15 protein-coding genes are annotated in these 14,647 nt (G+C 45.9%); all 15 read left to right on the top strand.

Going from position 1 to position 14,647, the window contains the following annotated elements; all coding sequences use genetic code 11:
- The first annotated feature begins 2 nt into the window (after window positions 1-2).
- The 15 genes from LC508_RS17460 to LC508_RS17390 all read left to right on the top strand — a co-directional run bounded on the left by LC508_RS17460 (window position 3) and on the right by LC508_RS17390 (window position 14,617).
- Window positions 3-1,877 (top strand): AAA family ATPase, encoded by a 1,875-nt coding sequence (locus LC508_RS17460; protein ID WP_103731134.1) that lies wholly within the window; start codon window positions 3-5, stop codon window positions 1,875-1,877.
- A 28-nt stretch (window positions 1,878-1,905) separates the two neighbouring features.
- The gene (locus tag LC508_RS17455) at window positions 1,906-4,176 is read left to right on the top strand and encodes a vWA domain-containing protein (protein ID WP_103731135.1); all 2,271 of its coding nucleotides are present in this window, start codon (window positions 1,906-1,908) and stop codon (window positions 4,174-4,176) included.
- 93 nt (window positions 4,177-4,269) lie between these two features.
- Window positions 4,270-5,379 (top strand): AAA family ATPase, encoded by a 1,110-nt coding sequence (locus tag LC508_RS17450; RefSeq protein WP_023043084.1) that lies wholly within the window; start codon window positions 4,270-4,272, stop codon window positions 5,377-5,379.
- Between the two features lie 162 nt (window positions 5,380-5,541).
- The gene (locus LC508_RS17445; RefSeq protein WP_103731136.1) at window positions 5,542-6,666 is read left to right on the top strand and encodes a hypothetical protein; all 1,125 of its coding nucleotides are present in this window, start codon (window positions 5,542-5,544) and stop codon (window positions 6,664-6,666) included.
- A gap of 11 nt (window positions 6,667-6,677) precedes the next feature.
- On the top strand, window positions 6,678-6,935 hold the full coding sequence (locus LC508_RS17440; protein ID WP_023043082.1) for a hypothetical protein: 258 nt from the start codon (window positions 6,678-6,680) through the stop codon (window positions 6,933-6,935).
- A 14-nt stretch (window positions 6,936-6,949) separates the two neighbouring features.
- Complete coding sequence (locus LC508_RS17435) at window positions 6,950-7,933, top strand: hypothetical protein (RefSeq protein WP_023043081.1); 984 nt, start codon at window positions 6,950-6,952, stop codon at window positions 7,931-7,933.
- Window positions 7,921-8,256, top strand: a complete 336-nt coding sequence (locus LC508_RS17430; RefSeq protein ID WP_023043080.1) for a hypothetical protein — start codon at window positions 7,921-7,923, stop codon at window positions 8,254-8,256. The genes LC508_RS17435 and LC508_RS17430 overlap by 13 nt, the downstream gene beginning before the upstream one ends.
- A 7-nt stretch (window positions 8,257-8,263) precedes the next feature.
- Window positions 8,264-8,650: a hypothetical protein gene (locus LC508_RS17425; protein WP_023043079.1), complete on the top strand. Its 387-nt coding sequence runs from the start codon at window positions 8,264-8,266 to the stop codon at window positions 8,648-8,650.
- Between the two features lie 15 nt (window positions 8,651-8,665).
- The gene (locus tag LC508_RS17420) at window positions 8,666-9,598 is read left to right on the top strand and encodes a hypothetical protein (protein ID WP_023043078.1); all 933 of its coding nucleotides are present in this window, start codon (window positions 8,666-8,668) and stop codon (window positions 9,596-9,598) included.
- A 115-nt stretch (window positions 9,599-9,713) separates the two neighbouring features.
- On the top strand, window positions 9,714-10,040 hold the full coding sequence (locus tag LC508_RS17415) for a hypothetical protein (protein ID WP_023043077.1): 327 nt from the start codon (window positions 9,714-9,716) through the stop codon (window positions 10,038-10,040).
- Between the two features lie 156 nt (window positions 10,041-10,196).
- On the top strand, window positions 10,197-10,799 hold the full coding sequence (locus tag LC508_RS17410) for a type IV toxin-antitoxin system AbiEi family antitoxin domain-containing protein (RefSeq protein WP_028529331.1): 603 nt from the start codon (window positions 10,197-10,199) through the stop codon (window positions 10,797-10,799).
- Window positions 10,799-11,638: a nucleotidyl transferase AbiEii/AbiGii toxin family protein gene (locus LC508_RS17405; RefSeq protein WP_054351747.1), complete on the top strand. Its 840-nt coding sequence runs from the start codon at window positions 10,799-10,801 to the stop codon at window positions 11,636-11,638. Before LC508_RS17410 ends, LC508_RS17405 begins: the two co-directional genes overlap by 1 nt.
- A gap of 261 nt (window positions 11,639-11,899) precedes the next feature.
- Window positions 11,900-13,042, top strand: coding sequence for a hypothetical protein (locus tag LC508_RS17400; RefSeq protein ID WP_103731137.1), 1,143 nt, complete (start codon window positions 11,900-11,902; stop codon window positions 13,040-13,042).
- Window positions 13,042-14,079 carry a YqaJ viral recombinase family nuclease gene (locus LC508_RS17395; protein ID WP_103731138.1) on the top strand — a complete coding sequence of 346 codons (1,038 nt, stop codon included), beginning with the start codon at window positions 13,042-13,044 and terminating at the stop codon, window positions 14,077-14,079. The genes LC508_RS17400 and LC508_RS17395 overlap by 1 nt, the downstream gene beginning before the upstream one ends.
- A 13-nt stretch (window positions 14,080-14,092) precedes the next feature.
- Window positions 14,093-14,617: a DUF7768 domain-containing protein gene (locus LC508_RS17390; protein WP_054351752.1), complete on the top strand. Its 525-nt coding sequence runs from the start codon at window positions 14,093-14,095 to the stop codon at window positions 14,615-14,617.
- Window positions 14,618-14,647 lie beyond the last annotated feature (30 nt).

Raw genomic sequence — 14,647 nt, 5'->3', positions numbered from 1 at the left:
GTATGAGTGCATACATGAACAACATCTTTAATTACAGCCGTCCCTTACCGGAACCGTTTGATACGTTGACGAACAAAAAGGTGTCAGTATCATCGAAATATGGAGATGGGACAAATGCAACTTTGTGTTCAACAGTCATAAAGGCGGTACATGCAGTTTGCCGCTGCATGGATGGCAGCGCCGAAGGAGCTGTCGGAGTCATCGACCACAGGACAGTTGCTGAATACAAATCGTCCATGGGACCTGATGAGTATCATCTGGTAGTATATGACAGCAACTCTGGTTCGCTAATGGCAAGTGTGTATGACAAGAACACGGAAGTTTTTGAAAACTATGTGCTAAACGCATCAGGGCGTGACGGAGCTGCCGTTATGATGGCACTGTTTCCGGTACTTATGAATGATGAGGAATTCAGTGATAATTTTGAATTATACCGCGATCAGTTTAGTCATGGATTTTCGGATTTATCCTCGGCTACGGAGTACATGGCAATGCTATGTGATAACGCCTACAGACGCATCAAAGATGCCTCCTGTTCAGCAGCCGTCAAGGTGAGTGTGGACAAGGCCGGAAATCTGATGCGTGTATCTCAGGTGCAGCTGGATTCCGGCGCTTTTGAGCCTACCCATGTGATTGCTGGGGAATTTACGATCTTTGCAAAAACAGCGAGGGTTATTGTGAAGAGCGCAGATGTCATTGTGGAACACACGGATTTTGTCGGCAAGTATGAACTGCATCCAAGGACGATGAGCAGTCAGGAAAAACAGCTGATACCGGTGCTTCCGGAATGGTACATCATTCCACAGGAGGTCGTTGATATCTGCAAACATGCTCAGGCAACCACCGGGAAACCGACGCAGATGAGGAATTTCCTCCTCCGTGGCCCGTCGGGAACCGGAAAGACCAGAAGCGCAAAAGCGATTGCAGCAGGGCTGGGGCTTCCGTATATGGCATACACCTGCTCGGCAGGCACAGAAATATTTGACTTCATCGGTCAGATTTTTCCGGATACCGATTCGGGTTCTACCGGGGATGCACAGCTTGATCATGAAAAAGCGATTTTGGCGAGTATGGGTGGAATCAACTATGCCAACGTATCCAAAATGATGAATCTGCCCGATTTGGATGATATGGATTATGATCCGGCGGGGGTATATCAGGCTCTGACTGGTGTAGAAAATGCAGCCGCAACATCCCAGGACTGTATGAGCATTGTGCTGGATCGTGTAACGGAGAAGGTGTGTGCCCTGTCCAGACGAGATGAAAATTCCAAGAGCAGTGGTCAAACCTATACTTATATTGAGACTGATTTTATCAAGGCTCTGAAGTATGGGTATGTCATTGAGATCCAGGAGCCTACGACAATTGTCCAGCCCGGCGTTTTGCCAGGACTGAATTCTCTGCTGGAGCAGACCGGGACAATCACTCTTCCTACCGGAGAGGTGATAGAGCGTCATCCGGATGCGGTGGTCGTAGTGACGACTAATATCGGATATGAGGGATGCCGCAGTATGAACCAGTCTGTTATCGACAGAATGAGTCTGGTACGAGATGTGGAACTTCCGACGCCTGAAGTTATGGTGCAGCGCGCCATGGCCGTCACGGGCGCAACCGATGAGTACCAGATCTCCCAGATGGTGCAGGTGGTCAACGACCTGTCGGAGTATTGCCGAAAGAACAGTATTACGGACGGCTCCTATGGTATGCGCAGCCTGATTGACTGGATTGTGAGCAGTGAGATTACCGGCGATGTATATGAGTCGGCGCTGTATACGATCATCAGCAAGGCGACCACAGATGAAGTAGACCGTGAGGCGCTGATCAGTGCAGTTTTGGAACCGATTTTTACAAAGAAGCGAAAGAGAGCAACCGCATAAATGTATTTAGAAAGGAGGTCAACCCTGTATGGCGAGGGTGAATCACAAGTTAGTAAAACAGCGGCTCAATGAGCAGCGCAGTAAAATTTCAGACCGACAATTCTTCTCGTCCCGTCTTTTGGCGGGACATTTTGAAGATCTGGCGGCAGCACAGACAAGGCGGTATCACTATAACCGACGGGTCCGTGTGAATCTTTACTGGAAACCGAGAGAAAAGCATGTGGCATCAACGGACAATATGTTTGTGCGTATCAATGCCGGGTATCCTATGGTCACGAAGGTAAAGGGGAGGGAAAACCGCTACCAGATCGTATGCGGTATGTTCGCTCATGAGCTGGGACATGTCCTTTATACAGATTTTCTTGCAGCACAGACACATGCCAATTATTTAGGAAGCGGTCGCTGGTATCCCTATCCGCCAGACCTGAAGACAACGGCGGATGCACGGAACGAGAAAGCATTCTGGAATTATGTGAGAACCGATCCAAGAAATCTGGAGATGGTGCAGATGATTGCCCATTATATCTCCAATGTAATTGAGGATGGGTATATTGAAAACCGGGTGCTGAACAATTTCCCAGGTACACTGGGATACGGGCTTGAAAAGCTGCGGGAGCGGCATTTCGAGCAAATACTGACCGTGACGCAGCTGATCGAGCAGGAGGATGAAGAAAGTCATATTTTTGAAAGCATTCTTCAGATCATGCTGTCTTATGCAAAATTTGGCGAAATCAAGTATGGGGACGAACCGCTCAGCGATGAAAGAATTCAGGCGGTGTTCGGTTTAATTACCGATATTGACAGCGCCTTAATGAGCAGGTCCGGAAAAGACCGGCTGAATGTCGTCAATATGGTACTGGTAAGGTGCTGGGACTATATCGAATCATTTTGTGAAGAATGCAAAAAACGTCAGGAAGAGGCTATAACCTCCGGAGGTTCCGCCAGCCTTGCAGAAACCTTGTCGGAAGTGTTGGGCGCAATTGCCGGCGGTTCCGAAATTGGTGAAGGAAGCAGCACGCCGGTGCCGGAAGCATCCGACGGGTCAGAAGAATCTGCGACGGCCGGCAAACGGGCACAGACTCATGCAGACGCCGAGAGCGAGGATGACTCAAGAGAAACAGAGGGCTTCCAGACTGACTCTGAAACGGAAGAAAAGCCATCTGGGTCTGGGGGAAGCAATAATTCTTCAGATAAAGAAACTGCCCCTATAGATGGTGGCAGTTCCGGTGCTGAGAAACAGGAAACTGCGGATACTGAGCAGGGACGCATCCCCTACCACCAGTCAGAATCACTTTCAGAACCTGTTGGTGGGTCAATAGAAAGAAACGACGATTATGAGCGGGAGCAGTATGATCGTGCTGCATCCGATATCGAACGTCTTCTGGACAAGATGGCGGAAAAAGCGGTCTGCGAGCAATTGGAGAATGAAAGGATTCAGGAGTTGAATGATGTGGCTCAGAATATTTCTTATGGGAATATCCATGAAGGGGTACCTATCCGAATCAATCGGATTGCCTCTGTGGATGAGGAGCTTATAGAACAGTATAATGCTATTGCGGGACCTTTGATCAATATTTCCCGCCAGCTGCAGAAGAGTTTGCAGAAGCAGCTCAAGGAAAATCGAAGAGGCGGCAAGCTGACCGGTCTTATCATGGGCCGCCGTTTGGATGTGCACGCACTGTGCAGGAATGACGGTAAGGTGTTTTATAAGAACAACCTGCCCAATGAGATTCCGGAGCTGGCAGTCGGCCTGCTTCTGGATGAGTCAGGGTCTATGTGTTCCTGTGATCGCTGTACTTATGCCAGAGCCTCAGCTATTATTCTGTATGATTTCTGCCAGAGCCTGGACATCCCGGTAATGGTCTATGGTCATTCCACCGATTATACCGATGTCGGAAATACAGTAGCACTATATTCCTATGCGGAATTTGATGGCTTTGATCATGATGATAAATACCGCATGATGGATATTGCGGCCAGAGGAAGCAACCGTGACGGAGCCGCACTCCGTTTTGTAGCGGAGCAGCTGTCTAAGCGGCCGGAAGCAGTAAAAATCCTCATACTGGTTTCAGACGGACAGCCTGCTGACAGCGGTTATGGTGGTTCTGCAGCTGAGGAGGATCTTCGCGGCATCAAGCAGGAGTATCAACGCAAAGGTATCTTGTTTGTTGCAGCCGCTATTGGTGATGATAAGCAGAATATTGAGAGAATCTATGGGGACTCATTCCTGGATATCTCAGACTTAAACCAACTGCCCACAAAACTGACCGCTGTTGTTAAGCGGTACGTGAGGGTATAACAAAAGGCAGGACAAAGGATGAAATCCGCTTTGCCCTGCGTAATTCATAACAATAGAAAGAAATAAAAATAAAGAAGGAGCGTTAACAATAATATGAAAGCTATAAGTATTGGTGCGAAATATGAGATTTATGATGATTCACTCAAGGCCTACGACAGGCTCCCTGCAAAGACTTACACGGTCCGTTTCTCAAAGATGTCCGGCTTTTTTCTGGAAGCACGGACGGACTTGGTGGTGAAGGAGAAGGTCTACGGAGTCCATCCGGAAAAGGCAGACAAAGTCATTGCGGCATTTGCAATGTTTGAACGGAATCTTGGTGTCATCCTAAGTGGAGACAAAGGTATTGGCAAGTCGCTTTTTGCCAGAGTCCTTTCCTCAAAGGCGGTTAAGACCGGGTATCCTGTCATTATTGTTGACCAGTTCATCCCGGGTATCGCTTCCTATATTGAGTCCATCGACCAGGAGGCTGTCATCTTGTTTGACGAGTTCGACAAGACCTTTGGCAGTATCCGGCCAGGAGAAAATGAAGCAGATCCGCAGTCTGGGCTTTTGAGCCTGTTTGACGGAACATCTGACGGAAAAAAGCTGTTCATTATCACATGCAACAGCCTGTACAATCTAAGCGATTATCTGGTGAATCGCCCAGGTCGTTTCCACTATCATTTCCGCTTTGATTACCCGTCTTCGGAAGATATCAGGGAATATCTGACCGATAAGTTAGAGGCTCGGTGCCACGGCGAGATTGAGAAGGTAATCCTGTTCTCGAAGAAAGTGGCTTTGAATTATGACTGCCTCCGTGCGATAGCGTTTGAACTTAGCCTTGGGATTCCGTTTGAAGCGGCAATACTGGACATCAATATCATCAACATGCATGAGGAGTTGTACAACATCACTCTGCATTTCAGCGGTGGAGTCACCATGAGCGCCAAAAGGTGCCAGTTAGATCTGTTCAACAGGGACTGCCATGAGAGTGTCAGTCTGTTCGACGATAAAGGTAGAAACCTGGTCATGGCTGAGTTTATGCCCTCTGAATGTGTCTATGACACTGAGCGTCATGCGACGATTCTTCCGGCAGACTGTATCACGCTGAATTACACGGATTATTATGGGACATCGACACGGGAAGAAACGAAAAGACTGGTGCCGGAATATCTCTCCATTGTCCGAGCAACGGAATGCAATATTCATTATTTGACGGCCTGATATACCCTCATCATGAGGATGCAAGGCCCGAACCAACTGCCCACAAAACTGACCGCTGCTATTAAGCAGCATGTGAGGGTATAACAACATCAAATTATAAAAATACGACGGGCAGCTGGATTTCTACAGCTGCCCGCCTGTTATTCAGAAAGGAAGGGAATTATGCACTTTTTAACATTAGCAGCTTTAGAAATCTCTCAGATACAGGAAGACAAGGAATTGGACAACCAAATAGCAGAGGCTCTGAAGGAATTAGAGATTCAGAAGCAAATTGAAACAAAGAATTTTATGCTGGACCTTGCGATTGTGAGATGCCAAAATCTTCAGTCATCATTCTCCCGTACAGTGAATGACGGCGTTTCTGAGCTGATGTATCCTTATTGTGCGTGGCTGGAGGATCCGGAATATCTGGAATTTGATAACCGGACAGAAAGACTGCGTGAAGAATACGAGAGCGTGGTTGACTGCATAAAGCTTCCCCAAGGCACAATTGTGGAGCAGTACGGCTATCCGATCTGGGGCAGATTTGTTGTCCGTGACGGAAAGGTGTTTCAAAGGGATGCAGGACCGCTTCATCATGAAAAGCGTACTAAGAAAGCAAAACGAATGATGGCTCTGCCTAAGTATCCCCGCAAAAAGCTCTATAGGAGTTTTGAGGAATATGCAGAAGAAAGATGCGGTTATTCTTTTGATGAAAAGCATCAGGGCTATGGATATTACTATAATCCAAACGCCATGTGGGACTGGTATTCCATTGGCGGGCGCTGGCCGGAGATGTTTCTGGTAAAAGATACCTGCACGGAGTATTCCATTGGTGAAAGAAGCTGGTGCAATTCAGATAGAAAAGAAGAAACACCGGATGGATATGTGTGGGTTTGTGCCGCCAGAAAAAAAGATATCGCATGGGAAGAGATGCGGGGCTGGAGAAATCAGAAAGCAAAAGAGCGCTTTTATAAGCTTGAGCAAATGTTTCTGGCAGGAAAGACCGATTCCGACTTTTATGGAGAAATCGTTCCGGACGGAGTTATACGCTGGGGCAGATACGTCTACCGAAAAGGCTCTACATTGGAAGAATACCTTGAGGAGTATGGGATTCCAAGCAACTGGAAGTACCCGATAGGCACGCATGATATTGTGGATGCAGACCAGTGGTTTAGCAAAGAGGACAGTGTGCTTGATTCAGAATCAGGCAGCTATGTCCCGGTAGAATGGCGCAGCTACATTGACGGTTACATTGATGGCACGGGTGAGGATACAGTATTGGTTGCCGTAGACTATCACATTTAAGGAGGATTCAGATGAACACGTATGTCGTTTGCATGGATTCATCATGGGTCCGTGATTCACAAATGTTTGATATTGTCGGTTTGACAGATGATGAACTGGCAGAAGTTGACATGTGCGGCACAGAAAACGAAAGAAGGTGGCACGATATGGAGCCGACTCCATTTATCGCAGTCATAAAAGCGGAAAACGAGGAGGAAGCCTGTAGAAAGGCAGCCATCGAAATGCGCTATGATCCACGCTGTCTGTTTGCCATAAAAGTATCAGAATGAAGGAGGTATCAAGAATGATTATCAATCGAATCGGTGCTGAGTTTGAATACGAAGGCACAACCTATGTAATCGGCGCTCCCATTGTGGGAACGCCGGAAAGCGAGTATGAGGGTCTGTATGGGACAATTACGGAAATCCGTGTCGGGGAGGATAAGGAAACGGAAAATGAAACGCCGGATCTGTACTGCTCCTTTGAGGTTCCTGTATTGCCCTGTGAAGTAAAAAAGCTGGAAGAGGTTTTTTCTGAACTGTATAGCCAGAAAAAGACCATTGACGACATCATTCTGGATTTTGTCATCATGGCTCCATCTATGGTGGAGCCGCTTGACGATCTGGAAGAGTGCCGCCAGCATCCAAGAATTTATATTCTTTTGGAAGATTGGGCGGTAGATGGCGAACAGGGGAACTCTTCAGAAGTCTATACAGATTTTAATGATGCAAAGCGCTTATTGGTACAGAAGCTGAAGGAAGAACAGGAAAGCGGTTGTATTCCCCAATGGACGGATAAGGAGAAGTTTGTGGAACATTCCGCAGACTCCCTCTATGAATGTTACATTGACGGTGAATACTGCGAAAACCATTATCATATCGCAATCATATCCCAGCAGCTTTGTGTCTCCAACCGGTTTGTCAGAGAAATGGGATGGATTTACAAGGCATCCTGCCAGCTTGAGGATTTTGTATCACAGGTGTCAGACTGGGATGAACTGGATCAGCTGACCGATGAGCAATACAACCGCATGGTTCAGGATCCACGTTTTCCGGAAAGGCTTCACAGTGCATTGGGGAAAAATGATTCTTATTGGGAGGCTTACTGGGAAACGGTTTCCGAGGTGGCTCATGCGTTTGTGGATGAGTATCTGAAAGAAAATGCGCATCCGGACTGTTATACGCCGGAACAGGACAATCCATACCCGCTGTGTGTCGGAAATGGAAGTGCGGCATGTAAAGAATGCTGTCTGTATGCAGAAATGGAGGCAAAGCCATGGGAACCATAAATACAAGAATCAGCTATCTTTACAGGGATGCTGACAACTATAAAATGCAAAATTCCTGCGTGATAATGGGCGTGATAACCGAAGCGCAGATTGCAGAAATCATCTCCTGTCTGGACTGTGGGGAATATTTTATTCCCCGGCAGGTGGGGCTTCCTGAAAAACGTTTTGACAGGTTTGACGAGGAAGCGGACCATTGCTGGTTTGAATTAAGTGCGGATGGGTTTGAGGTTACAGAAAATGTTTCCAATATTGACATGACTGTGAGCCAGCTCCTGGAGTTGTTTCATAAGGCAAAAAATAGCTGGCATGATGAGGTGCTGTGAGGAGGCGATGAAAGTGTTGCATAACCAAACAAATGCGAAAGCAGGGCAAATGAGTATTGTCCTGGAAAATCTCAGTATCACGAAAGATAAAATATCTGCAGTTTTAAAGCGGAGATGGCTGGCTTGCTATATGCTCTATGACTGGAATTACCGTCATGCAGAGCATACGTTTGCCACAAATGAAATGGAACGATTCCAAAAGGCTATTAAGACTCTTAACAGACATCCATGTACTGCTTCTGAACTGGATCAAAAGTTGACCAAAGCCTATAACAGGGTCTTGATGGAAGATGTAGAATCTTTTATTAGACAGCACATGAAAGTCTGGTCTGCGGATCGAACTGTGGTAGAGTTAGAAATTGCACGAGCGGAAGCAGAAATGCTTCAGTGTTAGAGAGGAGGTGGCATTATGCCTTATAAAAGCGAATCAAGGCCGTTGACCAGCATTGTCTCCTATCCGGAGCGTGGCGAAGGCGGCAATAACCGTTATCGGGGGAACTGCTCTCCCAGACTGATTGAGGATCTTTTAGGGTTCTTTCGCCCGGGAGAAATCTGTGACTACATGTGTGGCAGCGGGACGACCAAAGCAGCGGCGGACAAATTGGGCATTGGCAGTCATCTGTATGATCTGCACAGCGGATTTGATATCATGAACTGTGAAATCCCGGAGCGTCCGGAGTTCATCTTCTGGCATCCTCCATATTGGGATATCGTCACGTTTTCGGATGTCATGTATAAAGCTTCTGATGTCCAAAAGAACTACGGTTATGACCCGAGACAGTATGATCTGTCGCGCATACCGGACTGGGAAAGCTTTGTTGATAAAATGAATTATGCCATGATGAAGCAGTTTTCCGCCCTTGAAAAAGGAGGCAGGATGGCGGTTTTGATGGGAGACATTAAGAAAAAAGGTGTGCTTTACAGTATGCTTTCTGAAATCATCAAGCCGGGTTCCTTGGAGAATATCATTATCAAGGCCCAGCATAACTGCTTTTCAGACAAGATCCAGTATAGCGGAAAATTCATTCCGATTCTGCATGAATATGTGATGATTGTCCGAAAGGATTCACCGCTTCTGGTTCCGATTATTATGGCAAAGAAAGCGGAGGTCGATATCCGGGATATGCCGGGAGCGACATGGCGTGATGTGGTTGCTGCCGTTTTAGAACAGTGCAGCGAGCCGGTGACGCTCACGTTTCTCTATGAGAAAATAGAGCCGCACAGAAAAGCACAGGCAAATAAGTGGTGGAAAGAAAAAATCCGCCAAACGCTTCAGATCAATCCTACATACTTCTTTCATGATGGCAGGGGAATGTGGTCTTTGAACAGAAGCGCAGCATAGTATCTGCGTCTGGGGGATGTCTTTTGTAGGCATCCCTCAGTTGCTTTAACTATATGTAGAAGAAGGATGGTTTTTTTGCTATAATACAAATATATTTGTAGATAGGAGGAGAAATATGTCTGCTTATTATAATCCGGAAACGTACAGAAAAATTATCAGAAATGGTGAAGAATGTTGGGTATATGATTGGGGCAAGAATGCCGATATAAATTCATTCAATTATATGATAGACCGATGGGGTGGCACCCAGCAAAAATTTTTTATCAATGGCGAGACCAGACAATATTTTCTTATTGATAAACAAGAGCGTACTGTCATGGAAATATTAAATCCTGAAGTAATAAGGTTCTTGTATGAGCATCTTTATATGGCGGAAATTAACGAAACTTTTATTGAACTGTTTACCTCAATCGGTAGGTTTAAGACAGTGAAGTACGAGTAGGTTCTGATTTTTTCTTAGGGATGTCGTTTCGGCGGCATCCCTTTTTGTATAATTGTTTTCATTTAGGACATACTAATTTCCAAGACTTCTATTTACATTTGCACTTCAACTGTGTATAATATGAAGCACGAATGTAAATAGAAGTCAAGGAGGTGTATTGACACGGATACGATTTGGGCTAAAATTCAAACGATTGCCGAAAATAGCAATGGGTTTGTTAAGACTTCGGATATTGAAGCGGCTGGAATCAGCAGACCGATGCTGAAGAAGTATGTTGATATGGGAAAATTAGATCCAGTGCGGAAAGGGCTATATACTTTGACCGATGAATTTACTGACGAGTTTGCGCTTCTTCAGGCGCAAAGCGCAAAGATAATATATTCATATGGCACCGCACTGTTCTTTTGGGGGATGTCGGACAGGACGCCGAACATCTTGGATATAACACTGCCTCGCGGAACGAACATCAGTAGATTAAGGCGCGATAATCCGAATTTGCGTTGTCATTATGTGCAGACAGAAGTTTACGATCTTGGAATAACAGAAACAAAATCCCCTCAAGGCGGGATGGTAAAGCTTTATGACCGAGAGCGCTGTATTTGTGATGTGATTCGGGATAAGGATCAAATTGAGCTGCAGCTTTTTACGCAGGCAATTAAGGACTATTTCAAGACAAATCCGAATAACAGAAAACTGCTGAAATATGGCAAGATATTTGGAATTGAAGATAGGATTAGAACATATATGGAGGTTTTATAATGAAGACACCGGAGCAACTAAAAGGAGCCATTCGCAGCATGGCAGCGAAGAAAAATCTTCGTGCACAGGAGGTACTGCAGATGTTTTTATTTGAAAGAATCATCGAGCGTTTGGCAGTCTCATCCTTTCGGAACAATTTTATTTTGAAGGGCGGGCTTTTGATATCATCAATGATCGGTATTGGTGAACGCACTACAATGGATATGGACACAACGGTGCGTGGTATTCAGATGGAAGAAGATGAAATCGTTGCAGCTGTAAAGCAAATTATTTCAACGGATGTCAACGACGGCATTTCATTTGAATATGAAAAAATCGAACCGATTCGAGAGGAGGATGCCTATAATAATTTTCGTGTACATTTGCGGGCAAAATACGGAAAAATTGACAGTCCTATGAAAATTGATGTCACAACCGGAGACATTATAACACCGGCGGCGATACAATATGATTTCCCGTTGATTTTCGATGAAAAAACAGTTTCTATAATGGCATATACTTTGGAAACGGTTCTTGCTGAAAAATATGAAACGATTATCCGTAGAAATATCGGAACAACCCGGGCAAGAGACTTTTATGATTTACATACTCTTTTCCGGAGTCGAAAAGAAGAAATCAATGTGGACATTTTACGCATGGCAGTCATACATACCGCTCAAAAGAGAGAGTCCGTGGAGGATATCCGCGATTGGAAAGCGATTATCAAGGATATACGTGAAGAGCCGCAGATGTATCTTTTGTGGGATAAGTATATTGTCGAAAATAAGTATATTGGGGAGCTTGAATTTCATCAAGTCCTTGACACAGTGGATGAAGTAGCGAACTTGCTGGCATTCTGAAAAACAGCATATGTGCTCTTTTCCCAGTGGATTGACTATGGCGAACAAATCTGTTATAATATCCATATCAGTATCAAGTTTGGCTACGGTCGAACACAGTTTAACAGAGTTTATCAAAGTGTCATTTGCAATTATGCAGATGGCACTTTTTTTGTTTTCCGGCCAATTTATCTTGGGCATAAGCCAGCAGTCTTTCGAGATTGCTGGCTTTTGTTATATATCAAGGCGGCAATCCCGTCAGAAAAGAAAGGAGCATGAAATATGCAAAAACAATGTCAGGATGGTTTTTACACCACATTCAGTTCCTATCGTAAAATGCTTGATTATCACCAGGAACAGTCTATGAACAGCCGTTGGATCAAAAGTAAGGTCAGCGACCTTGAGATTCAGCCGTTGGGCAAAGGCTCTGCTCTGAGTGTTGATCTGTCGGCTTTTGCGGCAGGAACCACACAGGACGCTGTGGATGACACAGCGGACAATCTCGGTCTGGCAATGCGTGTTAACGGAGAACTCTTCCCTATGCGCATGACAGCCTACAAAAGTCTTTTGGACAGGGCAAAAATTGGTGGCACGGCGCTTCCAAAACTGAGCCGTGAAGTGCTGGCGGAGGTATTAAATGCCTGCCTGCGCCTTTATTCAGCAGATGCACTTTTGCTGATTCGTGATGAGAAGGTAGCAGCAGTTCATTCTGGCGATGCAGTTGATTATTCGGTGCTGCCAGTAGATGAACTTCTCGCTACATTGAAGGGAAAGTTGGATGCACAATTCAACGGAAATGTATTTGAGTCTGGATACTGTGACCATGCGATGGTAAGCGCGTCATGGACAATGCCGAATCAGAAAGAAGATTTGATTGGAACATATGCGAAACTTTTGTCCTCACTGGGGAAGGGGACGATGTCTTCCAAACTGATGCCGGGAGTCCGTTTTATGAGTTCGGATACCGGAGTGGCTTCGGCAAAGGTTTCGGCTCTCCTGATGAGTGGAAAATGTTCTATCCATATCGGGGGCTGCATCGCAGTTGACCACAGGCATCAGTCCAAGGTTTCCGACTTTGATACGGCGTTGGATCAGCTGTTTGCCCAATTTGGGGATAGCATTGCCAAACTGCAGAAACTGCTGGAGATCCATTTGGATTATCCGGTAAACGCAATGACCAGGGTATGTAAAAAACTGAGTCTGCCCAAAAAGGCTGCAGTCGAAGCTATCGCCATGTACGAGATGGCATACGGAGGCGGTCCGGCGACAGCCCATGACGTATTTCTTGCCATGCAGGAGATCCCGTTTATTTTGAGGACTGAGAATACGCCGGAAAGTAAGATGTTGGTCATAGAAGAAAATATGGCTCGTGCGCTTTCATTCAGGTGGAGTGATTATGACCTTGCAAAGGCGGTGAGTTACTGATGGCAAAACCAATTATTCTTTGTGATACCGCAGGTATGACGAATGACAGATGGCTGGAATGCCGTATGCACGGCCCCAAAGGGGATATTCCCTATACAGTGGGCGGTAGCGATGTTGCAGCTATTTTTGGTGTATCACCATGGACGACTCCGCTGGAGCTGTGGAAAATCAAAAAAGGGCAAATGAAGCCTGCAAAAAAAGCCAATGCCAATCAATTGCAGATGGGTCATCTTTTGGAGCCGATTGCTGCCTATTGGTATGGTGCAAAGACAGGCAACACCGTTATGGAAGACACGAATCTATATCAGCACGCAGATCATTCTTATGCTCTTGCCAATTTCGACCGGCGCTTTACACGGGCGTCCGATAACGAACCGGGAATTTTGGAGTGTAAAAGCTGTACTTATCACAAAGCGGATGAGTGGGCAGATGGAGCGATTCCGCTCTACTATGAAATGCAGCTGAGGTTTTATCTTGCGGTAGCGGATGTGAACATTGGCGCTTTTTCTGCCGTTTGGGGAAATAATCCGGACAATGATCTGGCAATGCCTGAGATTATTCGTGATAAGGCGAAGGAGGATATGATTTTTGAACGCCTGGACGAATGGATCTGGAGCCTTGAGAATGATAAACCCCCGACAATGGCGGATGTTGCACCAAAGCTTGCTTTGGAGTCACTGGCAAGGATTTATGGTGCAAGTCAGGCGGGACTTCCAACAATAGAGTTTTCCCGCAAGTATGAATCGCCCTTGCGCAGAATCGCAATGCTTCAAGGGAAGATCTCTGAATGCAACAGAGAAATCAAAACATATGAAAAGGAGATTGAAGCACATAGTGTGCGAATTGCCGAAGTCATGAAGGAGCATGAGCATGGCGTCTTGGAAACGACCAGCGATAAGCTTTTGATTGATTTCGTGACAAAAACAACCCGCAGGCCCGATTCCAAAGCCTTGAAGGAAAAATACCCGGCAATTTATACTGATGTTCTAAAAGCATCGGAAAGCCGCAAGGTAAAGGTGTCGGTCCAGCCAATTTAGAAAGGAGACCATAATGGAAAATATTTATCATGAAGGTTGGGAGCAGGAGTTGGTTTATCAGTTCCTGCCATATGACAGGTGCAAAAAGAGGGCGTATATCTGCTCGCCGCTCAGTGCAGACACGAATGAAGGGATTGCACAGAACATGCAGGCGACAAGGGCGTATATGTTCTATGCCATGAAAAAGATGAGCATGAACGCAAGTGCGCCACATGCGTACCTCCCGATGATCCTTTGCGACAATATTCCATCTGATAGAGCGCTTGCCCTTCAGTTCGGTCTGGAACTGCTGAAAGGCAGCGATATCCTGCTGATATGCGGTAACCGGATCAGCAGTGGGATGCGTGGGGAAATTGCCCATGCAATCTGCCTGAAGATGCCGATGATTGCTTTTGATGAGGGTGTATACCTGCAAGTACAAAAGGAACTGACAAAGCGTGGCTGCGATAAGCGGAAAGTTCGCCTGGACAGGGAGAATTTCTTGATGGGTATCTCTGCTCCTTTGTCATATCTTGAAAATGCGGCGATGTTCCGATGAAAGGACAACTGGCTGCAGCTTCACAAAAAA

Origin of the sequence: Blautia parvula, assembly GCF_020215665.1 — a bacterium.
In the GTDB taxonomy this organism is placed as follows: domain Bacteria; phylum Bacillota; class Clostridia; order Lachnospirales; family Lachnospiraceae; genus Blautia; species Blautia celeris.
The sequence above is the reverse complement of the archived record's forward strand: the minus strand, read 5'-3'. Positions and strand labels throughout refer to the sequence as shown.

Excerpts from the sequence above, each read along its gene's own strand:
- LC508_RS17435 (WP_023043081.1), top strand. The coding sequence starts at position 6,950 with ATGATTATCAATCGAATCGGTGCTGAGTTTGAATACGAAGGCACAACC.
- LC508_RS17415 (WP_023043077.1), top strand. The coding sequence starts at position 9,714 with ATGTCTGCTTATTATAATCCGGAAACGTACAGAAAAATTATCAGAAAT.
- LC508_RS17395 (WP_103731138.1), top strand. The coding sequence starts at position 13,042 with ATGGCAAAACCAATTATTCTTTGTGATACCGCAGGTATGACGAATGAC.
- LC508_RS17430 (WP_023043080.1), top strand. The coding sequence starts at position 7,921 with ATGGGAACCATAAATACAAGAATCAGCTATCTTTACAGGGATGCTGAC.
- LC508_RS17405 (WP_054351747.1), top strand. The coding sequence starts at position 10,799 with ATGAAGACACCGGAGCAACTAAAAGGAGCCATTCGCAGCATGGCAGCG.
- LC508_RS17460 (WP_103731134.1), top strand. The coding sequence starts at position 3 with ATGAGTGCATACATGAACAACATCTTTAATTACAGCCGTCCCTTACCG.
- LC508_RS17450 (WP_023043084.1), top strand. The coding sequence starts at position 4,270 with ATGAAAGCTATAAGTATTGGTGCGAAATATGAGATTTATGATGATTCA.
- LC508_RS17455 (WP_103731135.1), top strand. The coding sequence starts at position 1,906 with ATGGCGAGGGTGAATCACAAGTTAGTAAAACAGCGGCTCAATGAGCAG.
- LC508_RS17420 (WP_023043078.1), top strand. The coding sequence starts at position 8,666 with ATGCCTTATAAAAGCGAATCAAGGCCGTTGACCAGCATTGTCTCCTAT.
- LC508_RS17390 (WP_054351752.1), top strand. The coding sequence starts at position 14,093 with ATGGAAAATATTTATCATGAAGGTTGGGAGCAGGAGTTGGTTTATCAG.
- LC508_RS17440 (WP_023043082.1), top strand. The coding sequence starts at position 6,678 with ATGAACACGTATGTCGTTTGCATGGATTCATCATGGGTCCGTGATTCA.
- LC508_RS17445 (WP_103731136.1), top strand. The coding sequence starts at position 5,542 with ATGCACTTTTTAACATTAGCAGCTTTAGAAATCTCTCAGATACAGGAA.
- LC508_RS17400 (WP_103731137.1), top strand. The coding sequence starts at position 11,900 with ATGCAAAAACAATGTCAGGATGGTTTTTACACCACATTCAGTTCCTAT.
- LC508_RS17425 (WP_023043079.1), top strand. The coding sequence starts at position 8,264 with ATGAAAGTGTTGCATAACCAAACAAATGCGAAAGCAGGGCAAATGAGT.